This is a genomic window from Candidatus Gracilibacteria bacterium (assembly GCA_028687475.1).
Taxonomy (GTDB): domain Bacteria; phylum Patescibacteriota; class Gracilibacteria; order BD1-5; family UBA2023; genus STC-74.
In genome coordinates, this window is record JAQUAB010000002.1 from 29,301 (window position 1) to 49,411 (window position 20,111).

The window sequence follows — 20,111 nt, forward strand, 5'->3', positions numbered from 1 at the left end:
TTTCGCAATAATGAAGAAATCTATACTTGATGATATTATTCAGGAAATTATACGGCTCTACGGAGGCAAGAAAATAGAGCTAGACTATACGACGCCATTTCAACTTCTCTGTGCTGTCATACTTTCTGCACAGACAACCGATAAGCAAGTCAACAAAGTCAGTCCACCATTTTTCGCGAAAGTTCGCGAAGCAAAAGATATTATAGATATTTCTCTTGAGGAGATAGAATCCGATCTGAAATATGTGAACTTTTTTCGGAATAAATCTCGATATATCAAGGAAACTGGAACTCGCCTCGCGAATGAATACCATGGAGTCATTCCGAATGATATCAAGCTCCTACAGACATTCCCAGGAATCGGTATCAAAACAGCCAAAGTAATACTCTCCGTGCTCTATGATATGCCCTATATCGGTGTAGATACGCATATTCATCGAGTGCTGAATCGGATAGGAATCGTGACAACGAAAACCCCAGAACAGACAGATAGGGAAGTGGATATTCTTTTTTCACAGACTCAGAAACAGAATTTTCATCATCCGTGTGTTCTGTTCGGCAGATATACTTGTATCGCGAGAAATCCGAAATGTGAAACCTGTAGTATAAAAAAATGGTGTGCCTATTATAAACACACCATCAAGAAAATTAAATAGAACTATATGTCACTCAAACTTTCGGTTTTAATACCAAAAATCACATAATCATTCGGATTGAGCTGCGTTGGATCAAGTTCTGCTTTTCGACAAGCCAGATTGAAATAGTTTTTCGGTGCAGAATCGAGATGTACCATATGAGGCAGAATGATCGACATTTTCCCGAGATTCTGGGAGAGAAATATTATTCCTTCATTCCGAGTATCGAGGTCTTCGATTTTCTGAAGCATTCTCCGATCTGAGAGAGAAAAAATATCCACTCGAATCCGAATATCAGCCAATTTTTCTGGATTCTGGATTTCTATAGCAAAACGAGGATCCTTCAAACACAGCAGAGTATTATCGATACATTCATAGAGTGTATTTTCTTTTTTACACTGGATTCGTCCGCTCGAAGCGATAACTTTTCCCTGGTAGTACAATGTCACAAATACAGATTTTTTTGTCTTCGTATGTTCGAGAAGAGTTCACTCAATATCAGAAAGAGTAATAATTCTTTTTTCACGAAGGTAGATTTCGAGCGTTTTACGAACAAGATTTTGCATAAATTCTTATTGATGAAAATGAGTAAGAGTTTCGGTAGCCTGCCTTTCACTTTCTTTTTCTTCTTGCTCTATGCGAGCAAAAATAGAACCAATCGGGTCAGCACCAGTCACAGTATACATACGATAATATGCCCAGAAAATAACGCCTGATATCATCGCACCCAATGTCTGTACCACAATCACCAGACCAAGAAGAAGAAATAAAGCATTACTCGAAACGGAAAATGAAACATAAGCTAATGCTACGACGATTATTGTCACGAGAAAGCTCGCGATTCCAGAATACAGTGTCAGAAGTATATATCGATATTGTGTCGTCAATCCGATAATGAGCTGAAAACAAAAAGCATTCAATATGACATGTAATGCAAATATAATCAATATAGTCGAAGAATCGAGTCAAAGATTGGAAATAATCAGATAAACAGGTGCGAAGAATACATAGAGAATAATAGACATGATAGCAATCTGAGCCAATGTCGTTCGTCCTCTAGTGTAAATATTTGGGAATATTTTCGAGAGCAAAACAATATAAATAATATTCCCAATAATGAGTCAGAAGAATGTAATCATCGCTAAAAGGAGTGGGGATACCCCAACTTCCAATGAAAGATTTCCAATCAGAAAATAAGAAAAAGTGAGTATAATCACTCCAGAAACAATAGAAACAATGAAAGCCGACATAATAGACATCGTAACTCCGAGTCCGTCATATCTTGGTGGTGTGAGAATCTCTTCAGGACTGAGATTATCGAGATTTTCGGAAGATAACATAAGCAAGAATAAGGAGAAAGGCTCAAACTGAGATAAATATATCCGCAATATTCAAAATGGCAAAATATTTCACCGCGATAAAATCCACCACATGCCCGACAAAAATCCGTTCATAGGCATGAGAAAGGGCTCATGAGAGAATCAGAACATATCCAGCATCGAGCAATTTCGATTTTTTCGGATACTCTACAGAGAAATACTGGTACAGAATCCCTCCGATAAGCAACAAAGTAATGATTTGTAGCATGATTCCATGAATTGGCAGGGAAAAGGCAATTCCAGAATTATACGAGAGATGGAGAGAGAAAAAATCCGTGAAAGAAATAATATTATCACGACAATATTCGACTGTCGCAGCACTATTTATTTCTGGATGAACACATATTTCTTTCCATGTTCAGAAAACCGTATCCTCAACAAAAATCTTCGATCCCATATCGAGAGCAATACAGAAGAACAGGGAAATGGTGAGGAAAAAAATGCGCATAAATCTCTAAAGAGTTGGAGGAAGAGAACATTCGGATTGGATCCATGCCTCATACGAAGCATTCGCTTCAACAATTCCGAGCTTGATAATACATGGAGTTGTATCCTTATGAGTCGCCTCGATCGTTGACTTCACGATTTCCCAGTTCTCATTCCGAGTCTTGTAGATAGTGACTATTTCAGCACTTTTGGTGAGAAATCCTTCCCACCAAAAAACACTCTCGATTGGCATATAATTCGCACAAGCGATGAGATGTTTATTGAGCAATTCGCTCGTGATTCGTACTGCTTCAGGCTTCGATGGATGTGTGACGTATATAAGTGTGAATGACATATTTCCAAAACAATAAATAATAGCAATTCTTATTAATTCCCCATTTCACCACTCACAATAGATTCTCTCACTGGTATCATCGTATACTCAATCGCTCCGACGAGCATTTTGAACGCTTCACCTCGTGTGATGCTATCATTCGGTCGAAAATGAGTTGTTATATTAATAATTCCTGCTTCAGCAAGTGCATTGATATAGCCAGAAAGAGTATTACTTTCTGAAACATCAGAAAATCCAGTAGCAGTTGACGTGAGAGTGAGTTTTGCTGCATTGGCTACGAATTTTGCGAATTCCGCTCGAGTCACAGGATCATTCGGTCGAAAATAACTCGCACTCGCAATCAATCCATTCGAATTGGCAGTTTCGATATATCCACAGAGATTCCCAAGTGCAGCCGAAACGTCAGCATACACCGTTCCAGAACATTCTCCTGAAGGGATTTTCATAGCATTGACGACGAGCTTCGCAGACTCAGCACGAGAGAGTTTATCAGTGAGTCGATATCCGACTTCGAAATTTTGTGCATTGATAACGCCAGTTGCAGAAAGTGTTTTGGCATATTGGAGAAATTCACTTGCAGCAAAAGTATTGGCAAACAAAAATGACGTAGAAAAACTGATTACTAGGAGACGAAATAGCTTGGACATAGGGGTAAAAAATAAGGAATTAAAAGTTTTTTGTTCACATTTGATTCAGAGAAATTTATTTAAGAAAGAAAGGTGTTTGTCAGACCAGTAGAAGATGTTGGTTGGATAAATTCTATAGTTATTCATCATATAACAGATCATGACGGAACTACTGAAGAATCATCTATTACAATAATTCTATTAATTTTTCATCAAAAATCCTCACAAAACTTTCGTATCTGCTCCAATCGTAAATCTTTTTTGTGAGTTGCTTCATAGAGCCACTGCCTCCACTCAAATGGATTAGCAATATTTCTAGGTTTGTACATAGTCTTTTGAACAGAGTTTTGTCATATAGCTTTAGCAAGTATTTCTTCAGGAAGAGTCTTTCTCCAATCAGAAGAAATAACTATTTTCACATTTCATCAAATGCTCTGAATGAAACTATTCAGCACTCGCTTTTTCTCCTCAGAAATGGTTTGCAAGACAAGATCATATCTTCCAATCTTTGTCCAGTAATTTCTCCAAAAAATCTGTCTCCAATGATCCGAAAGACTAATGAATGGACACATAACACCATCTATATCAAGAAAGATAAAATTAGTTGAAGATTGTTTTTCTGTTTCCATAATAGTACAACAATGAAAAGTTACTGATAAATCTCCTTCGCATCGATTTTCTTGAGATTTCATTTTTTCCACCAGTCAGTGAATCCCGTTTTCTGGAGCTCTTGCCAGAGTTTTTTCGCACTCTCCGTTCTGAGCGCTTTCCCAACATTGATGATCCAATCCTCAGCCTCATGGAATCCGAGTTCCATATATTTCTTCGCCTGAAACGCCTGTTCGAGATAGTCAGCATCCTTCGCAACTATTCCTTCAAGTGTCGTCCGATGCTCGTATTCATGAAAAAGCTCGAGAATATCAGCACCAAACTCGATATCCTGGAATTGATCCTGCATCACTTGTTCTTCGACTTCCATCTTGTTCGTGATATATCGCGTCGCTACCTTGTGCATATCACCCACTCGACTCTCGGCAATATCATGCCAGACAAGCATGCTCGCACACTTATTCGCATCAGCTCACTCCATCTGGGCAAGGATATAGGCAATCTGTGCAGCGTTCAGGCTATGTTCCGCGACAGAGTCAGGATTCGAAATGCCCGCCATTCTCCAACCCTCATGTTTGATTTCTTTGAGTTGGAAGCATTCGAAGATGAGATTGGTGAGTTTTTTGAGCATAGCTTATAGGATATTATCAAGAGTATCTTGTTCCTGCTTCAATCTTTCTTTTTGCATTCTCTTTACCTCAATCCAATTCCCATTATTAGAACCATCTATATTGAGACGTTCGCTAAATTTTGTATAACATCGTTCAAATACTTTTTCTTTATTGATTTTTCATTCCTGTTCTAGATTCTCGAGAAGACAAATATAATCCCAAAAAACATCTCCGAGCTCATCTTCGAGATATACTTGTTTTCCATTTTCTAGCTCTTCTTTTACTTCATTCATTTCATCCAGAATTCCATCAAAAAAAGTCTGACTTCACTTAAAAAAATTTCCGTCACCGTGTTTCATAAGAAATGGTATACGTTTCTCTGTGAGAATAATGAGTTTCTGGATAATAGAAAGCATATGATAGATTAAATAAATACTCTTTTTGCCTTATTTGAACTGGAGACATTCGAAGATGAGATTGGTGAGTTTTTTGAACATTAATTAAGAAGGATAAAAAAATACACAGACTACAATTCTAATTCAAAATGCAAGTCAGAAATATCTCAAACGAGTTGGATAAACCAAACAGGAACCCTATTCACTGAAAATAATCCATCTCATTGTTTCCAGCTAACAATTTCTCCAGCCTTCAATAATCGAGTTGCTGCTTTCCGATAAAATCAGATAGCATCAGGTACTGAAAATAATATAATTTTTTGGGTTTTAAATCTTTTCTCACTTCCTGAATAAATCTACTAAGACATAAAATTCAAAGTCATGGATACTTCCGTAATCAAGCATTTCGAAATCTTATAGGATTAACGAGAGTATTTTTAACGAGGTTTGCAGTATGTAATCGAATAATCTTGATTACTCCTACTCATACATGATTATAGATAATCTCTCCAACAAAATCATATTCCCCCTCATTATTCTTTGAAACAAAGAAGTTTATATAGGGAAGATTTGGATATTGTTTAGATGTTCATTTTTCTATTACCAAGTCTTGTTCATTCATAAAACTTGAATTCTTATAAAAACACTCTTTTTGCTTTCTTCTTTCCCATCTCAACCAGAGTTCCTTCGGGAGAAATTGTAACGAGAAATTTCGGATCTGTAATCACTTCGCCATTCACTCGGACAGAATTCCCAGCGAGTGCATTGCGAACATCTCAGGAAGTTGCACAGAAGTTTAATTCTTTCAGAATATCTCCAATAAACATTTTCCCGTCTAGCAACTTGGAACTAGTTACTTGGAACTTCTCGATACTTCCAGTATCGAGGGGATCATACGGTTTCCCATGATACATCGTGACGACATAGTCAGCAAGTTCTTTCTTCAGGATATTCGGATGTTCACCAGATTCCAGTCGTTTTGCAATGACATCCACCTGTTCGATGGTCATATCCGTCGCGAAGGTGAAGTAGTGAACGATGAGACTATCATCGACATTGATGAGCTTCTGATACATATCGAATGGAGTATCATCGATGAGGATACAGTTTGGGCTTGTTTTACTCATCTTTTTTCCATCCGTTCCGACGAGGAGATCGAATGTCATAATATCCTGCTTCGGCAGTCCAAATGCATTCATCATCGTACGTCCAGCTAAGAGATTGAAGTACTGATCATTCCCACCGAGTTCGAGATCACAGGAACCATATTTCTTCGCGATGGCGACACTATCATATCCTTGCATGATAGGATAGAGAAATTCCTGAAGGGAAATGCGCTTTCCTTCCTTGTAGCGCTTCGAGAAATTATCACGATCGAGCATCTCCGCCACGGAGAAATTCTTCGCAAGTTCACCAACTCAAGCAAAATTCACTACATCGAGTCATTCACTATTGTAGTAGACATTGATCTTCGAAATATCGATGACTTTCGAGAATTTCTGGAGGAATACCTCACAATTGCGACGAGTCTCCTCTCGTGTGAGCATCGGACGTTCTGCATCTTTATCACTCGTATCACCGACTTGTGCCGTCGCATCACCGAACAAGAGAACAATCTCATGTCCGAGCGCTTGGAATTCCTTGAGCTTCAAGAATGGTACCATATGCCCGATATGAATCTTCGCAGCGGTCGGATCGATTCCGAACTTCACGCGGAGCTTTTCTCCAGCAAGGAGACGTTTCTCGAGATTGGCTCGGTCGATAACATTGGACACTCACTTCGTGAGGAGATTATGGATTTGAGAATTTTGCATAATTATAATACCTTATCAATAAGTCCATACTTCATCGCCTCTTCTGCGGTCATATAGTTGTCACGATCACAATCCTTTCGGACTTTATCGAGGTCTTGTCCACTATGACTCGCGAGAATTTTGTAGAGAACTTCACCGGTTTTTATGATATGATCCGCGGCAATCTTGATATCGATAGCTTGACCTTCCATGCCACCGAGTGGCTGATGGATCATGATTTCTGAGTGCTTGAGTGCATAGCGTTTTCATTTCGCACCACCCGCGAGAATGATAGAACCCATAGAAGCCGCGAGACCAACACAAACCGTGATGACATCTGGCTTGATCGACTGCATCGTATCATAGATAGCGAGACCCGCTGTCACATGACCTCCTGGAGAATTCACATAGAGTGTAATAGGCGCTTTCGGATCTACTTTTTCGAGATAGAGAAGTTGTGCAATCACCGTATTCGCAACCGCAGAATCAATCGCATCACCGAGAAATACTATACGATCCTCGAGAAGTCGAGAGTAAATATCATACGCGCGTTCCTGACCACCAATTTTATCGATAATAGTAGGAACAAGAAAATCAGAAATTGTTTTTTTCTTCTGCTTAGAAGTGAGAGTCTTTTTGGACATAAAAATAAGATTAAGAAGCTCTCTGGAGTATAGAGAAAATAGTATTTTTTGCAAAAAATATCGAGAAAGAAAGAAAAGACTTTGTGTGAATAAATGGTGAAAATATGAAAGAATTTTATTAAATAAAGTAAGATGATAAACGGTGGATTTTTCTTTCTATGATAAGAAAGTGCGGAGATACTCTTATAATTTTTCTCTTGAATTTCGAGATTTGTACAGATTGGAATCGCTTGCATTTTTCTGAAATTTTCTATACAATCCCTCATGCTTTTTATCTTTTTATTTTCTTTCTCTTATGAAAAAAATATATTCTCTTCTCGTTATCGGAACGGTCATCTGTGGAACTTTCGTATCTGTGCATGCTGATTCTGAAGCCAGTACAACAGTATCAACAGGTACAACAGCAACCGCATCTGGGCAATACAAAAATCGTGGACAAATGATGAAAGAAATGCAAGAAAAACTCAAACAAAAACGTGAAGAAAATAAGAAAAGACTCGAAGAAATGAGAAAGAATCGAACTGGATCAGGACGTGTTCAATATGGTTCAGGACGTGTACAGACTGGAGTTGTGCTCACGACAGAACAACTTGCTTGTGCTCGTGCTGCTGTAACAAAACGTGAATCAAGCGTTCTTTCTGCTATCACTTCGCTTTCTACCGCTTTGAACAATGCATTCACTGCTCGTGCTGCAGCATTCGATACGGCTTGGACAATTTCTGGTTCGACTGAGCGCAAGGCAGCTATCAACACTGCTTGGACAACATGGAAAAATGCAGTCAAAACTGCACGTGAAGCTGACCGAGCAAGCCGAAAATCTGCATGGACAACATTCAGAGCCGAAGCACAAACATGTAAAGTTCCTGAAGCTATTGCAGATACAGAAAATGCAAATCTCGAAAACGAATAATTTCTCGTTTTTCTAATTCAAAAGAGACTCCACATCGGGTCTCTTTTTTTGGGAAAGATGCAGAATTAATCGTATTCTTTCTGACTCAACTTGCGTTATTTGCTTTTTTTTATATTCTGATGCCAGTTATAATTTCCTCTATGAATCTCATTCTCCTCGGAATATATCTTGTCGTTCTTGTTATTCTTTTTGCATTTGTCGGAATCGTCATTATGCATATTGGGAATTTTCGTCAATATTCGAGATTTCTCACGCCTGTTATTCGTATATATCTCGTGATTGTTATTCTGATTGCTTTATTTGGTGCATACAAAATATATAACGACTACACTCCTTCGAAAATCAATAGAAATACGAATCTCAATCAGATGGATTTCTAATACTATATACACTCCTAAAAAAATCTCTTAATTCTTTCTCTTTTTCTCATGCAAGTCTGAATCGTCGGTCTCCCAAATGTCGGTAAATCCACTCTCTTCAATGCACTCACCAAGTCATATGCTGCCGAAGCAGCTAATTTCCCATTCTGTACTATAGAACCGAATACTGGTATCGTGAATGTGAACGACGACCGTCTCGAACAGATTCGTGTGGTAGTGAATGGTGCGAAAAATATTCCTGCAACGGTCGAATTCGTCGATATCGCTGGTCTCGTGGAAGGAGCATCGAAAGGGGAAGGTCTCGGAAATAAGTTCCTCTCCCATATTCGAAATGTCGATGCGATTCTCCAAGTCGTTCGTGCTTTTGATGACTCGAATGTTCACCATGTGAATGGTTCTGTTGATCCAAAACGTGATATCGAAGTGATTAATCTCGAACTGATTTTTGCTGACCTCGAGACACTCGACAAGCGTATCGGAGACAATCAGAAAAAAGTTCGCGCTGGAGACAAGGAAGCAAAATCCCGTGAAGATATCTACAATCGCCTCAAAATCCACCTCGAAGAAGGAAAAATCGCGTCACTTATGGAGATGACCGACGATGAGAAAAAAGCAATCGCCGATCTTCACCTCCTCACGAACAAGCCATTTATCTACGCAGTGAATCTGCAAGAGAATGCTGTAAATACACCTATAGCAACTCTTCGCGATAAGATAGGAATCACTGATTCTCAGATTCCTGTGCTCCCTGTGAGTGCAAAAATCGAGATGGATATGCTCGAATTCTCAGAAGAAGACAAAAAAATGTTTCTCGCTGATATGGGAATCAACTTTAATCCTATGGATAACATCATCAAGACCTGCTACGACCTTCTCGGACTCCAGTACTACTTCACCGCAGGTGAGATCGAGGTTCATGCATGGACGATCCACAAGGGTTGGACTGCACCAGAAGCTGCTGGAGTGATCCATACTGATTTTCAGAAGAAATTCATCAAGGCAGAAACCGTGAACTGGAAAGACCTCGTCGAATTCGGTGGATGGTCTGGAGCACGCGAAAAGGGAAAAGTCCGAATGGAAGGGAAGGAGTACATCGTCCAGGATGGGGATGTGATGTTGTTTAAGTTCGGAGCTTAGTTATTCAATCTAAAAGACCAGGGGTTGCCTGGTCTTTTTACAAATCCAATCCTCCAAAAGGATTTCTTGGTTTTGGCTCATTTCTTTTCTGATTCATTTTTCTTTCTTGAGAAAAATACTCAGAATATGCCAATACAAGAGATTCCATACGAGCATATTTCTGGAAACGATCGAGTTCAGTATTTCCACGAATTTCATTATTAATAAGTGCAGTAATTGCTTGCAACTTCTCTTCCGGAACTCATTCAGAACGCATGCTCTTATACATTTGTTCGATTATATCATTTCCTTTCTGGACCCAAAAATCAGAATTTCTATCCACTTCTTTTTTTCCAGCATTATTATATTTTCCATAACTTTTCCCATCTGGAGTCATAAAAGTTGACTCTACTAAGAAAGTTTGTTCCCATTTCAAAATAACCTGACGAAGATTTTTTTGATAAAATGAGTATACCTGTGGTGGAACAGGAAGATGCTCAGAATTATATCATAATCTTTCTATAGTTGTTGATTTTGGTTTTTCAAGTTGAGACATAATAGCAACAATAATATTATTTGCATAATAATATACTATCTTTGACAAAGATTACAAATTATATTTTCCTCAAATAATTCATTTGACATATGAGAAAAGGTTTTGAATAAAAAATCCCCTTCACTTTACGTTGGCATGAAAAGATTTTTATAGCCTGTGAGGGGATTTTTATGTTCTCAGAGTTTCTTCACTTCTCATGAGAATCGATGTCTACTGCACTTGGGTCAGTTTTACGAGGATAACCAGCTTTTGTATTTTTGACTTTCCTTTATGGAAAATCGACTTGTATAGAGAAAGCAATTGTGCTTTGTATGTGTATTTATATTGATTCTGGATCTTCAATCGGTTTAAGCGATGAAGATTCAGAGTCGGCGAGTGAAGTTCACCATGTCTTGTGAAGTAGACAAAAGTATCTTAGCATTCTTTTTTGTTCATGTCAAAAAATTGAGATACTTTTTCTCAAAGAAAATTCCAAAACGATTCTGGAATTCAAAATATGCAAGATGTGTAAGGGAAAAACTAAACCCGAATCTTTGTCACTTTCTCACCGTAGCGTTCATTTTTCTTGGTGATATTTTTGCTTGTGAGTGCGAATCCGAAGAGTGCCACCCAGAATCCGAAGAATCCAACCCAGAAATCAGTATCGATCACGAATTCTGAAGACGAACTTGTTGTTCCGAGATTTGAGAGAGAAATCTCACCAGAAACATTTTGAACAACAGGAGCAACAGTTTTCTCAGTATTCGTCTCGATGAAGAAGAGGGAAATAATCATCATAGCAACACCGAGTCCGAATACTATCCATTTCCATACTTTTCGACGCCAGAGTCCTGGATCGAGAATCCCACGAACAAGTCCAACAAGAGGGAAGAAGTAGAGAATATAGATGAGATATGATGGAATGAAATTGTAATTCCATGTTGTCTTCTGGATTCCGAAGGTAATCACGAGGATGAGCACGAGTGCGAAAACAATGCGAACAAGACGAATCGTCTTATCAGAAGGTTTTGCTTGGATGGTTTCGATAAGTTTGAACATAGTTGGAAAATAATGAATGCGGAGTGAGTATAGAGAAAAAAGGGGAGAATTCAAGAAAAAATGCCTCGCACTCAGTAGAGGCGGGCATTCAGAGTTTGGCGGAAAGTGGCATCACATGACCAGGGGAGTATTTCAAGGTCGGCTCCACGGCACCTTGCGATGCTTATTCTCATCCGGACGTTAGCACCCGAGATGAGACATTCTTCATACGAGCTAACTACACCCATACGAAGCGGTTCATAGCCTCCGCCCTATCCTACACAGATCACATAAACCTGGGGTTACCAGAATCTTAGTGAGCCACTTTCCTATCACGATTCTATTTATTTAGCAAATAAGTCAACACATTCTCGATTTTTATTGTGAAATATACTTATTTTTTCCTTTTGCATAGAATACCACTTTCGATATACTATGCCCATGGCAAGAAAGAAAACACAACACCAGAGCTTCATGACTGTAGAGCTCCAGAATATCCTCGCATGAGGAATATTGATCGTTCTCGGAGTCCTCATGTTCCTCTCCACCAAGGAGACATCTGTTATCGGTCAGTATTTTGCGATTGCTTGAGGCAAGCTTTTCTCCCCAGAATGATATCGTTGGATATTTCCTCCGATTACTGTCGCGCTCGGAACGATGATTCTCGTGAAAAAGGCTTCTTGGTCTTCGACGCGTTTTATAGGACTTTTTATATATTTCATCGCAACGACTTCTCTAGTCGGACTGTGGAAAGATAAAACGATAGGTATTTTTGATCTCCATAAGAATATGGTAACATTCCTCGGACAATCTGCTGCAGTACTTACACTCATCGTTCTCTTCTTCGCGAGCCTCTATATGACACTCCGAATCTCCTATAGAACCATTCTTTCGAAAGTTCGCGATAGGGTACCTTCGCTCTCTACGATGCGAGAAGTAGTACTTCCAAGTTCCGAGGAAGAAGATGAAGTCCCGAAAAAAGTAAAATGAGATAATCCCTACAAAAAGAAAGCGGAAGAACTCGAGAAAAAACTCGCTGACCTCCACAAGGCGAAAGAAAAACGCGAAGAAAAAGTACCACTCTCTGGAAAAGCAATTATTTCCAATGCATTTTCTGGACTCACGAAAAAAGTTCCTCTCGAAACCATCGATGGAAAAGTAATAGAATCCAAAACCCCTGCGAAGGCAGTAGATTTCGGAACGTGGGACTTCCCGAGTGTGAAACTCCTGAATGAGATCGAACACAAAAATACCGTCTCACCCGATGAGATCGAAGAGAAATCTATCCTCATCCAGAAGACATTTCTCCAGTTCGGCATCGACGTCGAGATGGAAGAAGAGTGTGTATGACCGACAGTGATACAGTACCGTCTCCGTCCATCAGAGTGAGTCCGATTATCGAAAATCGAATCCCTAAAGAAAGACCTTACTCTCGCACTCAAAGCAAAATCTATCCGTATCCAAGCACCAATCCCAGGACTTGGACTCGTGGGAATCGAAGTACCGAATGAGAAACGGGATATTGTCGGAATCAAGGAAGTCCTCACAGATGATACATTCAGACACCACAAGTCGAAACTCGCGCTCGCAATAGGGAAAGATATCAATGGGGATTTTATTGTCGGGGACCTGGCGAAGATGCCGCACCTCCTCATCGCGGGTCAGACCGGTTCAGGGAAATCCGTGGGAATGAATGGATTCATCCTCTCGATGCTCTATAAGAACACTCCATCGGAACTCCGTATGATCATGGTAGATCCGAAACAAGTCGAGCTCGGTATCTATGATGGTATCCCTCATCTTCTTACACCAGTGATCAATTCGCCAGACAAGGCACTCAATGCGCTCAAGTGGTGAGTTGCCGAGATGGAACGTCGCTATAGTACGATGAAACCAATGAACGTGCGCAACCTCGAAGAGTATAATGCGAAAGTTGGCAATAAAGATAGAATGCCAGTTATAGTCATCATTATCGACGAACTCGCTGACCTCATGATGAGCGGGAACAAGAAAGAAGTCGAAGCAGCCATCACACGTATTGCTCAGAAGGCTCGTGCCGTCGGACTCCATCTCATCCTCGCGACACAGCGTCCATCCGTCGATGTTATCACCGGACTTATCAAGGCGAATGTCCCATCTCGTGTTGCATTCACTGTTGCATCCAATATCGACTCTCGCACGATTCTCGATCAGATCGGAGCCGAAGATCTCCTCGGTCGCGGTGATATGCTCTACTTCCCGACCGGTGCCATGGCAACCACTCGTATCCAATGAGTTCTCGTCGAGACGGATGAGGTCGAACGCGTCGTGAATCATATCAAGCGCACGATCGATCCTGCAATGCTCGAAGATATTTATGATCACTCTATTATCGAAGGAGATCGTGGGAATTGGGAGGGAAGTGTCGGTGGAGACAATAGTGGAAATAGTAACTTCGAAGAGGATCCAAAAATCATCGAAGAAGCGATTGAACTCGTACGCAATGCAGGAAAATGTTCTACATCCATGCTCCAGAGACACCTCAAGCTCGGTTATGGCCGAGCTGCTCGTGTCGTGGATATTCTCGAAAACCTCGGCATTGTCGGACCTGCGGACGGAAGTAAGCCGAGAGAGGTTATAGGATAGTCTCATCCATTGTTGGTACAAATTCTCAATCTGAACGTCTATGATTCGCGGCTAATTGTTGCTCATACGCTTGCATTGATCCTGCTTTTTCGATTGCATCAGGAAGTGGTGGACGAACTGATTGCTCAAGGATTTGATGTATCTGTCCTAAGTTGCTTGCACAATACAATAAGACACCACGAACATTATCTCACTCTCTCGCGGTTGGATCAATTCCTCAATTCCTCAACTTTGTTGCAATAGCAGAATGTCCCGTTTTTCATCGAGGCAACCGTTTCACTAAATCCATAGGAAGTGAATACATGATATCATTTATTGACAAAAGAACACCTGGAAGATTCTTTGGTTTCTTATGTTCTGCAACTGTTTCTAATGAATTGATTTCTGAAAGTGACATAATATTAATAAGAAAATGAATAAAAAACTGACCCCTTACACAACCCTTCGTACCTGTACCTGGTCCAGTAAATTCCTAATCTCTGGAGTTTTTTGTATATAGAAATCCTTAATTCCATCCTGAAGAAGTTCCGCAAAACTTAATGCTTCTTCTAAAAGTGTCGCACAGGTTGACCCACTCCCTATATCCCTAGGAAAAACTCAGAGTTGATGAAGTTGCATACATGCAATGAGAAGATTAGGAATTTCTCTATAAAACTCCTGAAGATTATTGGTATCTAAATATTCTTTGGCTATTTTTTTGGAAAGAAGATAAGCTTGTGAAAAAGCATACGCTTTCGTTCTTTCCTTTTCCCTTCTCTGACATTCAAAATGAGGAAGAAACTCTTTTGGAACTGTCATCCATTTTGCCTCATCATAATATCCTGCAATTATCCAGAGAGCACGTTTTCGTGCATCGTCTATAGATTTATCCTGTAGAAATAATAGAAGAGCTCACACATCATCTTTTAACTCATCAAACAATTGCGCGATATCCACTCATGTAAGTTTCTCATCTGACATGATACGAAGAATAGCTCGATGAATCTTTTCTTTTGGAAGTTCACAATCAGGAAGACCCTGAACATCAATTCCCCATAAATTATTTCTTAATTGAACTACTTGTCACATATTTTAATATATAATTAAATTAATTGTCAACAATTTGCAATATATACTTTTCTCTCTATACTGCAAGTGAATTTTATAAAATCTTTCTTTTTAGTCTATCCATGCCACGAATCCTTATAAAAACTCCCGAACAAATCGAATGAATCCGCAAAGCAGGAAAACTCACAGCTATGACACTCGATATGATCGGACAGTACGTAAAACCTGAAATATCCACTCTCGAACTCGATAATATCATGAATGCATTTATCCTGAAAAATGGGGGAGTATCCGCATGTATCGATTACCTCGGGAATAATAAGTGGGGGAAGTGACCAAGTGCCTACAAGAAATGTACTTGTATTTCTCTCAACGATGTTATCTGTCACGGAATTCCTCGAGAAGATGAAGTACTGAAAGAAGGAGATATTCTCAATATCGATGTCACAACGATTGTCGATGGATATTTCGGCGATGCGAGCCGCATGTATACGGTTGGGGAAGTGAGTGAACAGGCGAAACATGTGGTGAATGTTGCGAAAAAATCGCTCGAAATCGGTATAAAGGAAGTTCGTCCAGGAAATCATTTCGGCAATATCGGGTATGAGATAGCGAAATATGCGGAATCAAACGGATGTTCCGTTGTCCGCGAATACACGGGACATGGCGTCGGAGTCCACTTCCACGAAGAACCATACGTCTATCACAAAGCTGAGAAAAATAGTGGCCCAAAAATGCAACCAGGCATGATATTCACGATCGAACCGATGATCAATAGTGGAAAATTCGCCACCAAGCTCGACAAAGACCAATGGACTGTCCGAACGAAAGACTGATCTCTCTCAGCACAATGGGAACATACTATTCTCGTGACAGAGAAATGATGTGAAATACTCACAAAAGCATAAAACAAAATTCTCCAATTATGGGGAATTTTTTGTGAAAGAAAATGAAAAAATCTTTCAAAATTTAATATTTCTGTAATATTTGGTTCATATAATGAATGGCGCATTTATCCTATAATTTCCCAATAGTATGCGTCGTGAATCAGTCTATTCTTCAAATATCATATCCATCTGATATGACCCCGAGCGTCAACTCCTCGAAATTGAATTCCATGGTGGTGGCATCTACCAATATATAGGAGTTCCTCATCATATATATAATGCTCTCATGTCCGCACCATCACATGGAGTGTATTTCGCACAAAATATCCGACTGAAGTATCAGATGGTGACGGAGTAAAAAACTACTTCCCCCACCTCTCTATCTTCACCCGCGCAACTTTCACCGACAATAGAAGTCCATCATCTATAGATATATGATTCAGGAGCTCTGCCACGAACTGGAGTATAGCAGCACGAGACTCTGGAGATTCGATGATACGAAGTCTGATAGTCTCGAGTAAGGAAGAGATGATACTCGTCCGATGAGGAGAATCGAGTGGAATCCGTCGAGAAAAAGTCGTCACAATCGGTCAACCTTCGAGACAATCATATACATCACACGAATCACGGAATCCAGGATGTCGTGCACGTGTTGCATGGATACGACACCGATTCGAGATATCGAGGTATCCGCATTTTTCTCATGCGCGCTTCACGAGTTTCCCCGTCGACTGGTCGAATATATCATACACGCGACAACAGAGTCCATCACACCGTTCACACATCGTATCCGCCGTAGACATAGTCTAAAAGATAAAAAATAGGAACTATGTATATTTCTGAACTATTTATGAAACAAAAATCCTTCTCACAAAAAGAGAAGGATTCTGGACTTATGGAAGTTGGTAGTTTTCTTCGAGTGCTTTGATACGATTATCGAGCGAGGGATGCGTCGACCAGAATGAATCTGGCTCAGATATCATGAATGCCGTGAGTTTCCCGTTATCTACATGACGATCTTGGAGTTTCGTGAGTTGTTGGAGACGTTTGAGTCCAGCTATCATACTTGCCTTCGAAGTGAACTCAGCTCCGCCGAGATCTGCACGATATTCTCGCATACGAGAGAAATACATGATAACAATAGAAGCAAGAAGTCCGAATACAACTTGTAATACATTGTATACCAGAAAATATGAGAGCTGGGAAATACCACCTTCATCACTATCAGAACGTGAGAGAAAACCGGCAACAATGCGGGATACAATGTGAGAAAGTACAATGACGAAAGTATTCATCACACCGGTAATAAGTGTGAGTGTTACCATGTCACCATTGAGCACATGTGCCATCTCATGCCCGACGACTCATTCGATTTCGCGATTTTCCATAGTATTCAGAAGTCCTGTAGAGACTGCGACGAGAGCACTATTTCTGGATGCACCAGTTGCGAAAGCATTGGGTTCTGCCGATTCATAGTATCCTACTTCTGGCATGTCGATATTCTTCGATTTCGCGATACGCTCGACCGTCTGATAGACGAGCTGGAGACGAGCATCTTCCTGATGGAGAGTAGCAGAATCCAGGAGAATTATCCCATACATTTTCTTCGCCTGCCATCGAGAAAGAAGAAGAGAAATAATAGCTCCACCGAACCCGAATATCGCAGCAAAGGCAAGAAGACTCGTGAAGTCACCATATGCCGTGAGAAGATTCGGATAGAAATAATTCACCACAGACATGACGAATCCAAGAAGTACAAGGACTGCCAAGTTCGTGAGAAGAAAAAGAGAAATACGTTTGATATAGGTAAACATATGTATGAATAATTTATAGATTAAATAAGGATTGCTTATCTTTACATTGGTACAACATTATCATTTATGGAGCACGAATACATTGTATGAATTTCTATGAAAAATCAACTTGATTTTATTGCATCATTCCTTATTATCCTACTTGTATTACTTTTCTAACTTTTCATATTATGTTCGGTAAAGCCAAAAAAGAAGTTCCAGCCAAAGCAAGCATCGGAGTCAAAATGCATGGTTCTGTCACTGTCGGAACTAAGGGACAGATCGTTATCCCGAAAGATGTTCGCGATATGCTCGAAATAGGTGAAGGCGATACACTCATGACGATGACGAAATATGGAAAATTCGTCGGATTCATCAAGGCGGAAGATATGGAAGAATTCATCGAACTTCTCAAATCTGAGTGTAACATATAGAACGATTTTACTATTTAGAAACATTTATCATGAAAAAGAATATTTTTATTCTCGGCATATTATTGAGCCTCGTACTGAGCTCATGCTGAAGTGACACTACTGATACTACTACGCTTTCTGGATCAACAGGAACAGGAGTTACCAAAACTCCATTTCTCATATCCACTCTAAAAGTCTCTGATACTCTCGGAACAGTAGAGGTCGAAAAAACGAGTCGTATCACTGCGAGTTCGAGCCTCACACTCACGAGCCAATGAGCAGGAGAAATCGGAAAACTTCTCGTGAAAGAAGGACAAAAAATAAAAGCTGGAACGACGATTGCTGTTCTCAAAGATACTATCAATAATTTCGACCTTCGACTCGCTCAGGCAGAAAATACAGTGACGATGCAGGATGCAACTATCGCAACTACGAAAATCAATCTCGATCAGGCTGTCGAAAATGCTCGAATTGGACTCGAACGTGCTCAGCAATCATACGACACCCTCACAGATAAAAATGCGATTCAGTATGATACACTCGTGAATAGCAATGGTAAAACTCTCGATGCCTACAACCAGAACTACAAGAGTTATATTTCCGATGTTGATCGTCTGATGACACAACTCCTTTTCGAAGGAGACAAAATCCTCGGAATCACTACCACAAATGAGCATGCGAATGACAATTGGGAGCACTACCTCGGAGTACATAATGGTGATAGTTATGCACTCGCAAAAGAAGAATGGGGGAAAATGTATGAAGTTCGCGGAGCGATTCGTGCACGAATGGAGAAAGGTGCCTATCTCCAAACACAGACAATCAATGATGATCTGGAACTCGTGGGAAGCGGGTATACTGAACTTCAGAAATTCACAGATGCTATGATTCTAATGATACAGAATAATCTCATAGGAGCTGGGCTTTCTACTGAACTTCAGAGTGGATGGGTCACTGCATGGAATACCTACAAGTGATTGGTTCAATCGGGAGAAGCAACATTCAATGGCTGGAAATCACAGACAACTGTGTTTTTCAAATCCTATCAGAATAGTGAACTCGCGACGAAACTCGCTCTCGCAAGCCTCTCGCGCAATCTCACAGCAGAAGAAAATGCAATCATAAATGGATCAACCGATATACGTGTCAACTATGAATCTGCACGAATCGATCTCAAAGACAAGATTACCAACGCAAAACTTTCTCTCGATCAAGCGCAACTCGCATATAATAATGCTCTCAAGTCTCGTGAAGCAACTCTCACACAACTCGATGCAACGAAGAGAAATTCCCAGATCGCACTCGATCAAGCTCGTCGTGACTATGCCAAACTCTCTATCTCAGCACCGGTCGATGGAACTGTGACAAAGATGATCGCAAATGTCGGACAGACCGTGAACGCAGGAAGTGCTATCGCAGAATTTTCTGGAAAACAACCCCAGATTGTCGTCGATGTTGATTCGTCTCTCGCGAGTTCACTCGGAATTGGCAATACAGTGAATATTTCTGTAGACAATACAACTCTCACAGGAACAGTAACTGCCGTTTCTCATATTGCGAATGCGAACCTCCTTTCTACTATCAGAATCGCGGTTCAGGATGGAGAGAAATATATCGGAAAAAGTGCTTCTATAAGATTCACTTCTATAGCAAACAATAATAGTGGTTCTATACTTCTTCCTATTAACGCCGTGAAGATCATATCAGAAGAAGAAGGAGAAATTTCTCTTTTCTCTCCGGAAACTGGTCTCATGAAAAAAACGGTCACACTCGGGCAAGTCAACAATACAAGCATCGAAGTATTCGGACAATTCAATATCAATGATGCTATCATAACGACAGATATAAGCAACTATGATGAACTCCGAAATACACTCACGCTCCAATAAAATAAT

General features: G+C 40.1%; 25 protein-coding genes. 9 read left to right on the forward strand and 16 right to left on the reverse strand.

The window, feature by feature from the left end; genetic code table 25:
* The first annotated feature begins 10 nt into the window (after positions 1-10).
* Positions 11-655: an endonuclease III gene (locus PHY14_02955; GenBank protein MDD2693867.1), complete on the forward strand. Its 645-nt coding sequence runs from the start codon at positions 11-13 to the stop codon at positions 653-655.
* A gap of 2 nt (positions 656-657) precedes the next feature.
* On the opposite strand, the gene PHY14_02960 is transcribed toward PHY14_02955, so the two are convergent.
* The 10 genes from PHY14_02960 to PHY14_03005 all read right to left on the reverse strand — a co-directional run bounded on the left by PHY14_02960 (position 658) and on the right by PHY14_03005 (position 7,472).
* Positions 658-1,200 carry an AMMECR1 domain-containing protein gene (locus tag PHY14_02960; GenBank protein ID MDD2693868.1) on the reverse strand — a complete coding sequence of 181 codons (543 nt, stop codon included), beginning with the start codon at positions 1,198-1,200 and terminating at the stop codon, positions 658-660.
* A 6-nt stretch (positions 1,201-1,206) separates the two neighbouring features.
* Entirely contained in the window at positions 1,207-1,974 is a 768-nt protein-coding gene (locus tag PHY14_02965) for a hypothetical protein (GenBank protein MDD2693869.1), read from the reverse strand.
* Positions 1,949-2,461 carry a signal peptidase II gene (locus PHY14_02970; GenBank protein ID MDD2693870.1) on the reverse strand — a complete coding sequence of 171 codons (513 nt, stop codon included), beginning with the start codon at positions 2,459-2,461 and terminating at the stop codon, positions 1,949-1,951. Before PHY14_02970 ends, PHY14_02965 begins: the two co-directional genes overlap by 26 nt.
* A 6-nt stretch (positions 2,462-2,467) precedes the next feature.
* Positions 2,468-2,794: a divalent-cation tolerance protein CutA gene (locus PHY14_02975; protein ID MDD2693871.1), complete on the reverse strand. Its 327-nt coding sequence runs from the start codon at positions 2,792-2,794 to the stop codon at positions 2,468-2,470.
* 32 nt (positions 2,795-2,826) lie between these two features.
* Complete coding sequence (locus PHY14_02980) at positions 2,827-3,441, reverse strand: S-layer homology domain-containing protein (GenBank protein MDD2693872.1); 615 nt, start codon at positions 3,439-3,441, stop codon at positions 2,827-2,829.
* Positions 3,442-3,500: 59 nt separating this feature from the next.
* Entirely contained in the window at positions 3,501-4,049 is a 549-nt protein-coding gene (locus PHY14_02985; protein MDD2693873.1) for an HAD domain-containing protein, read from the reverse strand.
* A gap of 20 nt (positions 4,050-4,069) precedes the next feature.
* Entirely contained in the window at positions 4,070-4,660 is a 591-nt protein-coding gene (locus tag PHY14_02990) for an HD domain-containing protein (GenBank protein MDD2693874.1), read from the reverse strand.
* A 3-nt stretch (positions 4,661-4,663) separates the two neighbouring features.
* Entirely contained in the window at positions 4,664-5,056 is a 393-nt protein-coding gene (locus PHY14_02995; protein ID MDD2693875.1) for a MazG nucleotide pyrophosphohydrolase domain-containing protein, read from the reverse strand.
* 614 nt (positions 5,057-5,670) lie between these two features.
* Entirely contained in the window at positions 5,671-6,849 is a 1,179-nt protein-coding gene (gene tyrS, locus PHY14_03000) for a tyrosine--tRNA ligase (GenBank protein MDD2693876.1), read from the reverse strand.
* 2 nt (positions 6,850-6,851) lie between these two features.
* A complete protein-coding gene (locus PHY14_03005) occupies positions 6,852-7,472 on the reverse strand; it encodes an ATP-dependent Clp protease proteolytic subunit (protein MDD2693877.1) in 621 nt (206 codons plus the stop codon).
* Between the two features lie 295 nt (positions 7,473-7,767).
* Here PHY14_03005 and PHY14_03010 point away from each other — a divergent pair, with 295 nt between their 5' ends.
* The 3 genes from PHY14_03010 to ychF all read left to right on the forward strand — a co-directional run bounded on the left by PHY14_03010 (position 7,768) and on the right by ychF (position 9,899).
* Entirely contained in the window at positions 7,768-8,382 is a 615-nt protein-coding gene (locus PHY14_03010; protein MDD2693878.1) for a hypothetical protein, read from the forward strand.
* A 140-nt stretch (positions 8,383-8,522) separates the two neighbouring features.
* Positions 8,523-8,762 (forward strand): hypothetical protein, encoded by a 240-nt coding sequence (locus PHY14_03015; protein ID MDD2693879.1) that lies wholly within the window; start codon positions 8,523-8,525, stop codon positions 8,760-8,762.
* Positions 8,763-8,810: 48 nt separating this feature from the next.
* A complete protein-coding gene (gene ychF, locus PHY14_03020; GenBank protein MDD2693880.1) occupies positions 8,811-9,899 on the forward strand; it encodes a redox-regulated ATPase YchF in 1,089 nt (362 codons plus the stop codon).
* A 37-nt stretch (positions 9,900-9,936) separates the two neighbouring features.
* Here ychF and PHY14_03025 read toward each other — a convergent pair whose 3' ends face one another.
* Together PHY14_03025 and PHY14_03030 are read right to left on the reverse strand one after the other, a co-directional pair.
* Positions 9,937-10,434, reverse strand: coding sequence for a hypothetical protein (locus PHY14_03025; GenBank protein ID MDD2693881.1), 498 nt, complete (start codon positions 10,432-10,434; stop codon positions 9,937-9,939).
* A gap of 519 nt (positions 10,435-10,953) precedes the next feature.
* The gene (locus tag PHY14_03030; GenBank protein MDD2693882.1) at positions 10,954-11,472 is read right to left on the reverse strand and encodes a hypothetical protein; all 519 of its coding nucleotides are present in this window, start codon (positions 11,470-11,472) and stop codon (positions 10,954-10,956) included.
* A gap of 420 nt (positions 11,473-11,892) precedes the next feature.
* Between PHY14_03030 and PHY14_03035 the strand changes: the two genes are divergently transcribed.
* On the forward strand, positions 11,893-14,076 hold the full coding sequence (locus PHY14_03035; GenBank protein ID MDD2693883.1) for a DNA translocase FtsK: 2,184 nt from the start codon (positions 11,893-11,895) through the stop codon (positions 14,074-14,076).
* On the opposite strand, the gene PHY14_03040 is transcribed toward PHY14_03035, so the two are convergent.
* On the reverse strand, positions 14,066-14,473 hold the full coding sequence (locus PHY14_03040; GenBank protein MDD2693884.1) for a hypothetical protein: 408 nt from the start codon (positions 14,471-14,473) through the stop codon (positions 14,066-14,068). The genes PHY14_03035 and PHY14_03040 overlap by 11 nt on opposite strands.
* Positions 14,474-14,508: 35 nt before the next feature.
* Positions 14,509-15,036, reverse strand: coding sequence for a hypothetical protein (locus PHY14_03045; GenBank protein MDD2693885.1), 528 nt, complete (start codon positions 15,034-15,036; stop codon positions 14,509-14,511).
* 209 nt (positions 15,037-15,245) lie between these two features.
* Here PHY14_03045 and map point away from each other — a divergent pair, with 209 nt between their 5' ends.
* Positions 15,246-16,031 (forward strand): type I methionyl aminopeptidase, encoded by a 786-nt coding sequence (map, locus tag PHY14_03050; GenBank protein MDD2693886.1) that lies wholly within the window; start codon positions 15,246-15,248, stop codon positions 16,029-16,031.
* Positions 16,032-16,158: 127 nt separating this feature from the next.
* Complete coding sequence (locus PHY14_03055; GenBank protein MDD2693887.1) at positions 16,159-16,368, forward strand: KTSC domain-containing protein; 210 nt, start codon at positions 16,159-16,161, stop codon at positions 16,366-16,368.
* Between the two features lie 4 nt (positions 16,369-16,372).
* Here the strand turns inward: PHY14_03055 and PHY14_03060 are convergent, their stop codons facing one another.
* Positions 16,373-16,813: a hypothetical protein gene (locus PHY14_03060; GenBank protein ID MDD2693888.1), complete on the reverse strand. Its 441-nt coding sequence runs from the start codon at positions 16,811-16,813 to the stop codon at positions 16,373-16,375.
* Between the two features lie 90 nt (positions 16,814-16,903).
* Complete coding sequence (htpX, locus tag PHY14_03065; GenBank protein ID MDD2693889.1) at positions 16,904-17,824, reverse strand: protease HtpX; 921 nt, start codon at positions 17,822-17,824, stop codon at positions 16,904-16,906.
* Positions 17,825-17,994: 170 nt separating this feature from the next.
* Here htpX and PHY14_03070 point away from each other — a divergent pair, with 170 nt between their 5' ends.
* Positions 17,995-18,237 (forward strand): AbrB/MazE/SpoVT family DNA-binding domain-containing protein, encoded by a 243-nt coding sequence (locus PHY14_03070; GenBank protein ID MDD2693890.1) that lies wholly within the window; start codon positions 17,995-17,997, stop codon positions 18,235-18,237.
* 29 nt (positions 18,238-18,266) lie between these two features.
* Positions 18,267-20,105, forward strand: a complete 1,839-nt coding sequence (locus PHY14_03075; protein ID MDD2693891.1) for a biotin/lipoyl-binding protein — start codon at positions 18,267-18,269, stop codon at positions 20,103-20,105.
* Positions 20,106-20,111: the final 6 nt, after the last annotated feature.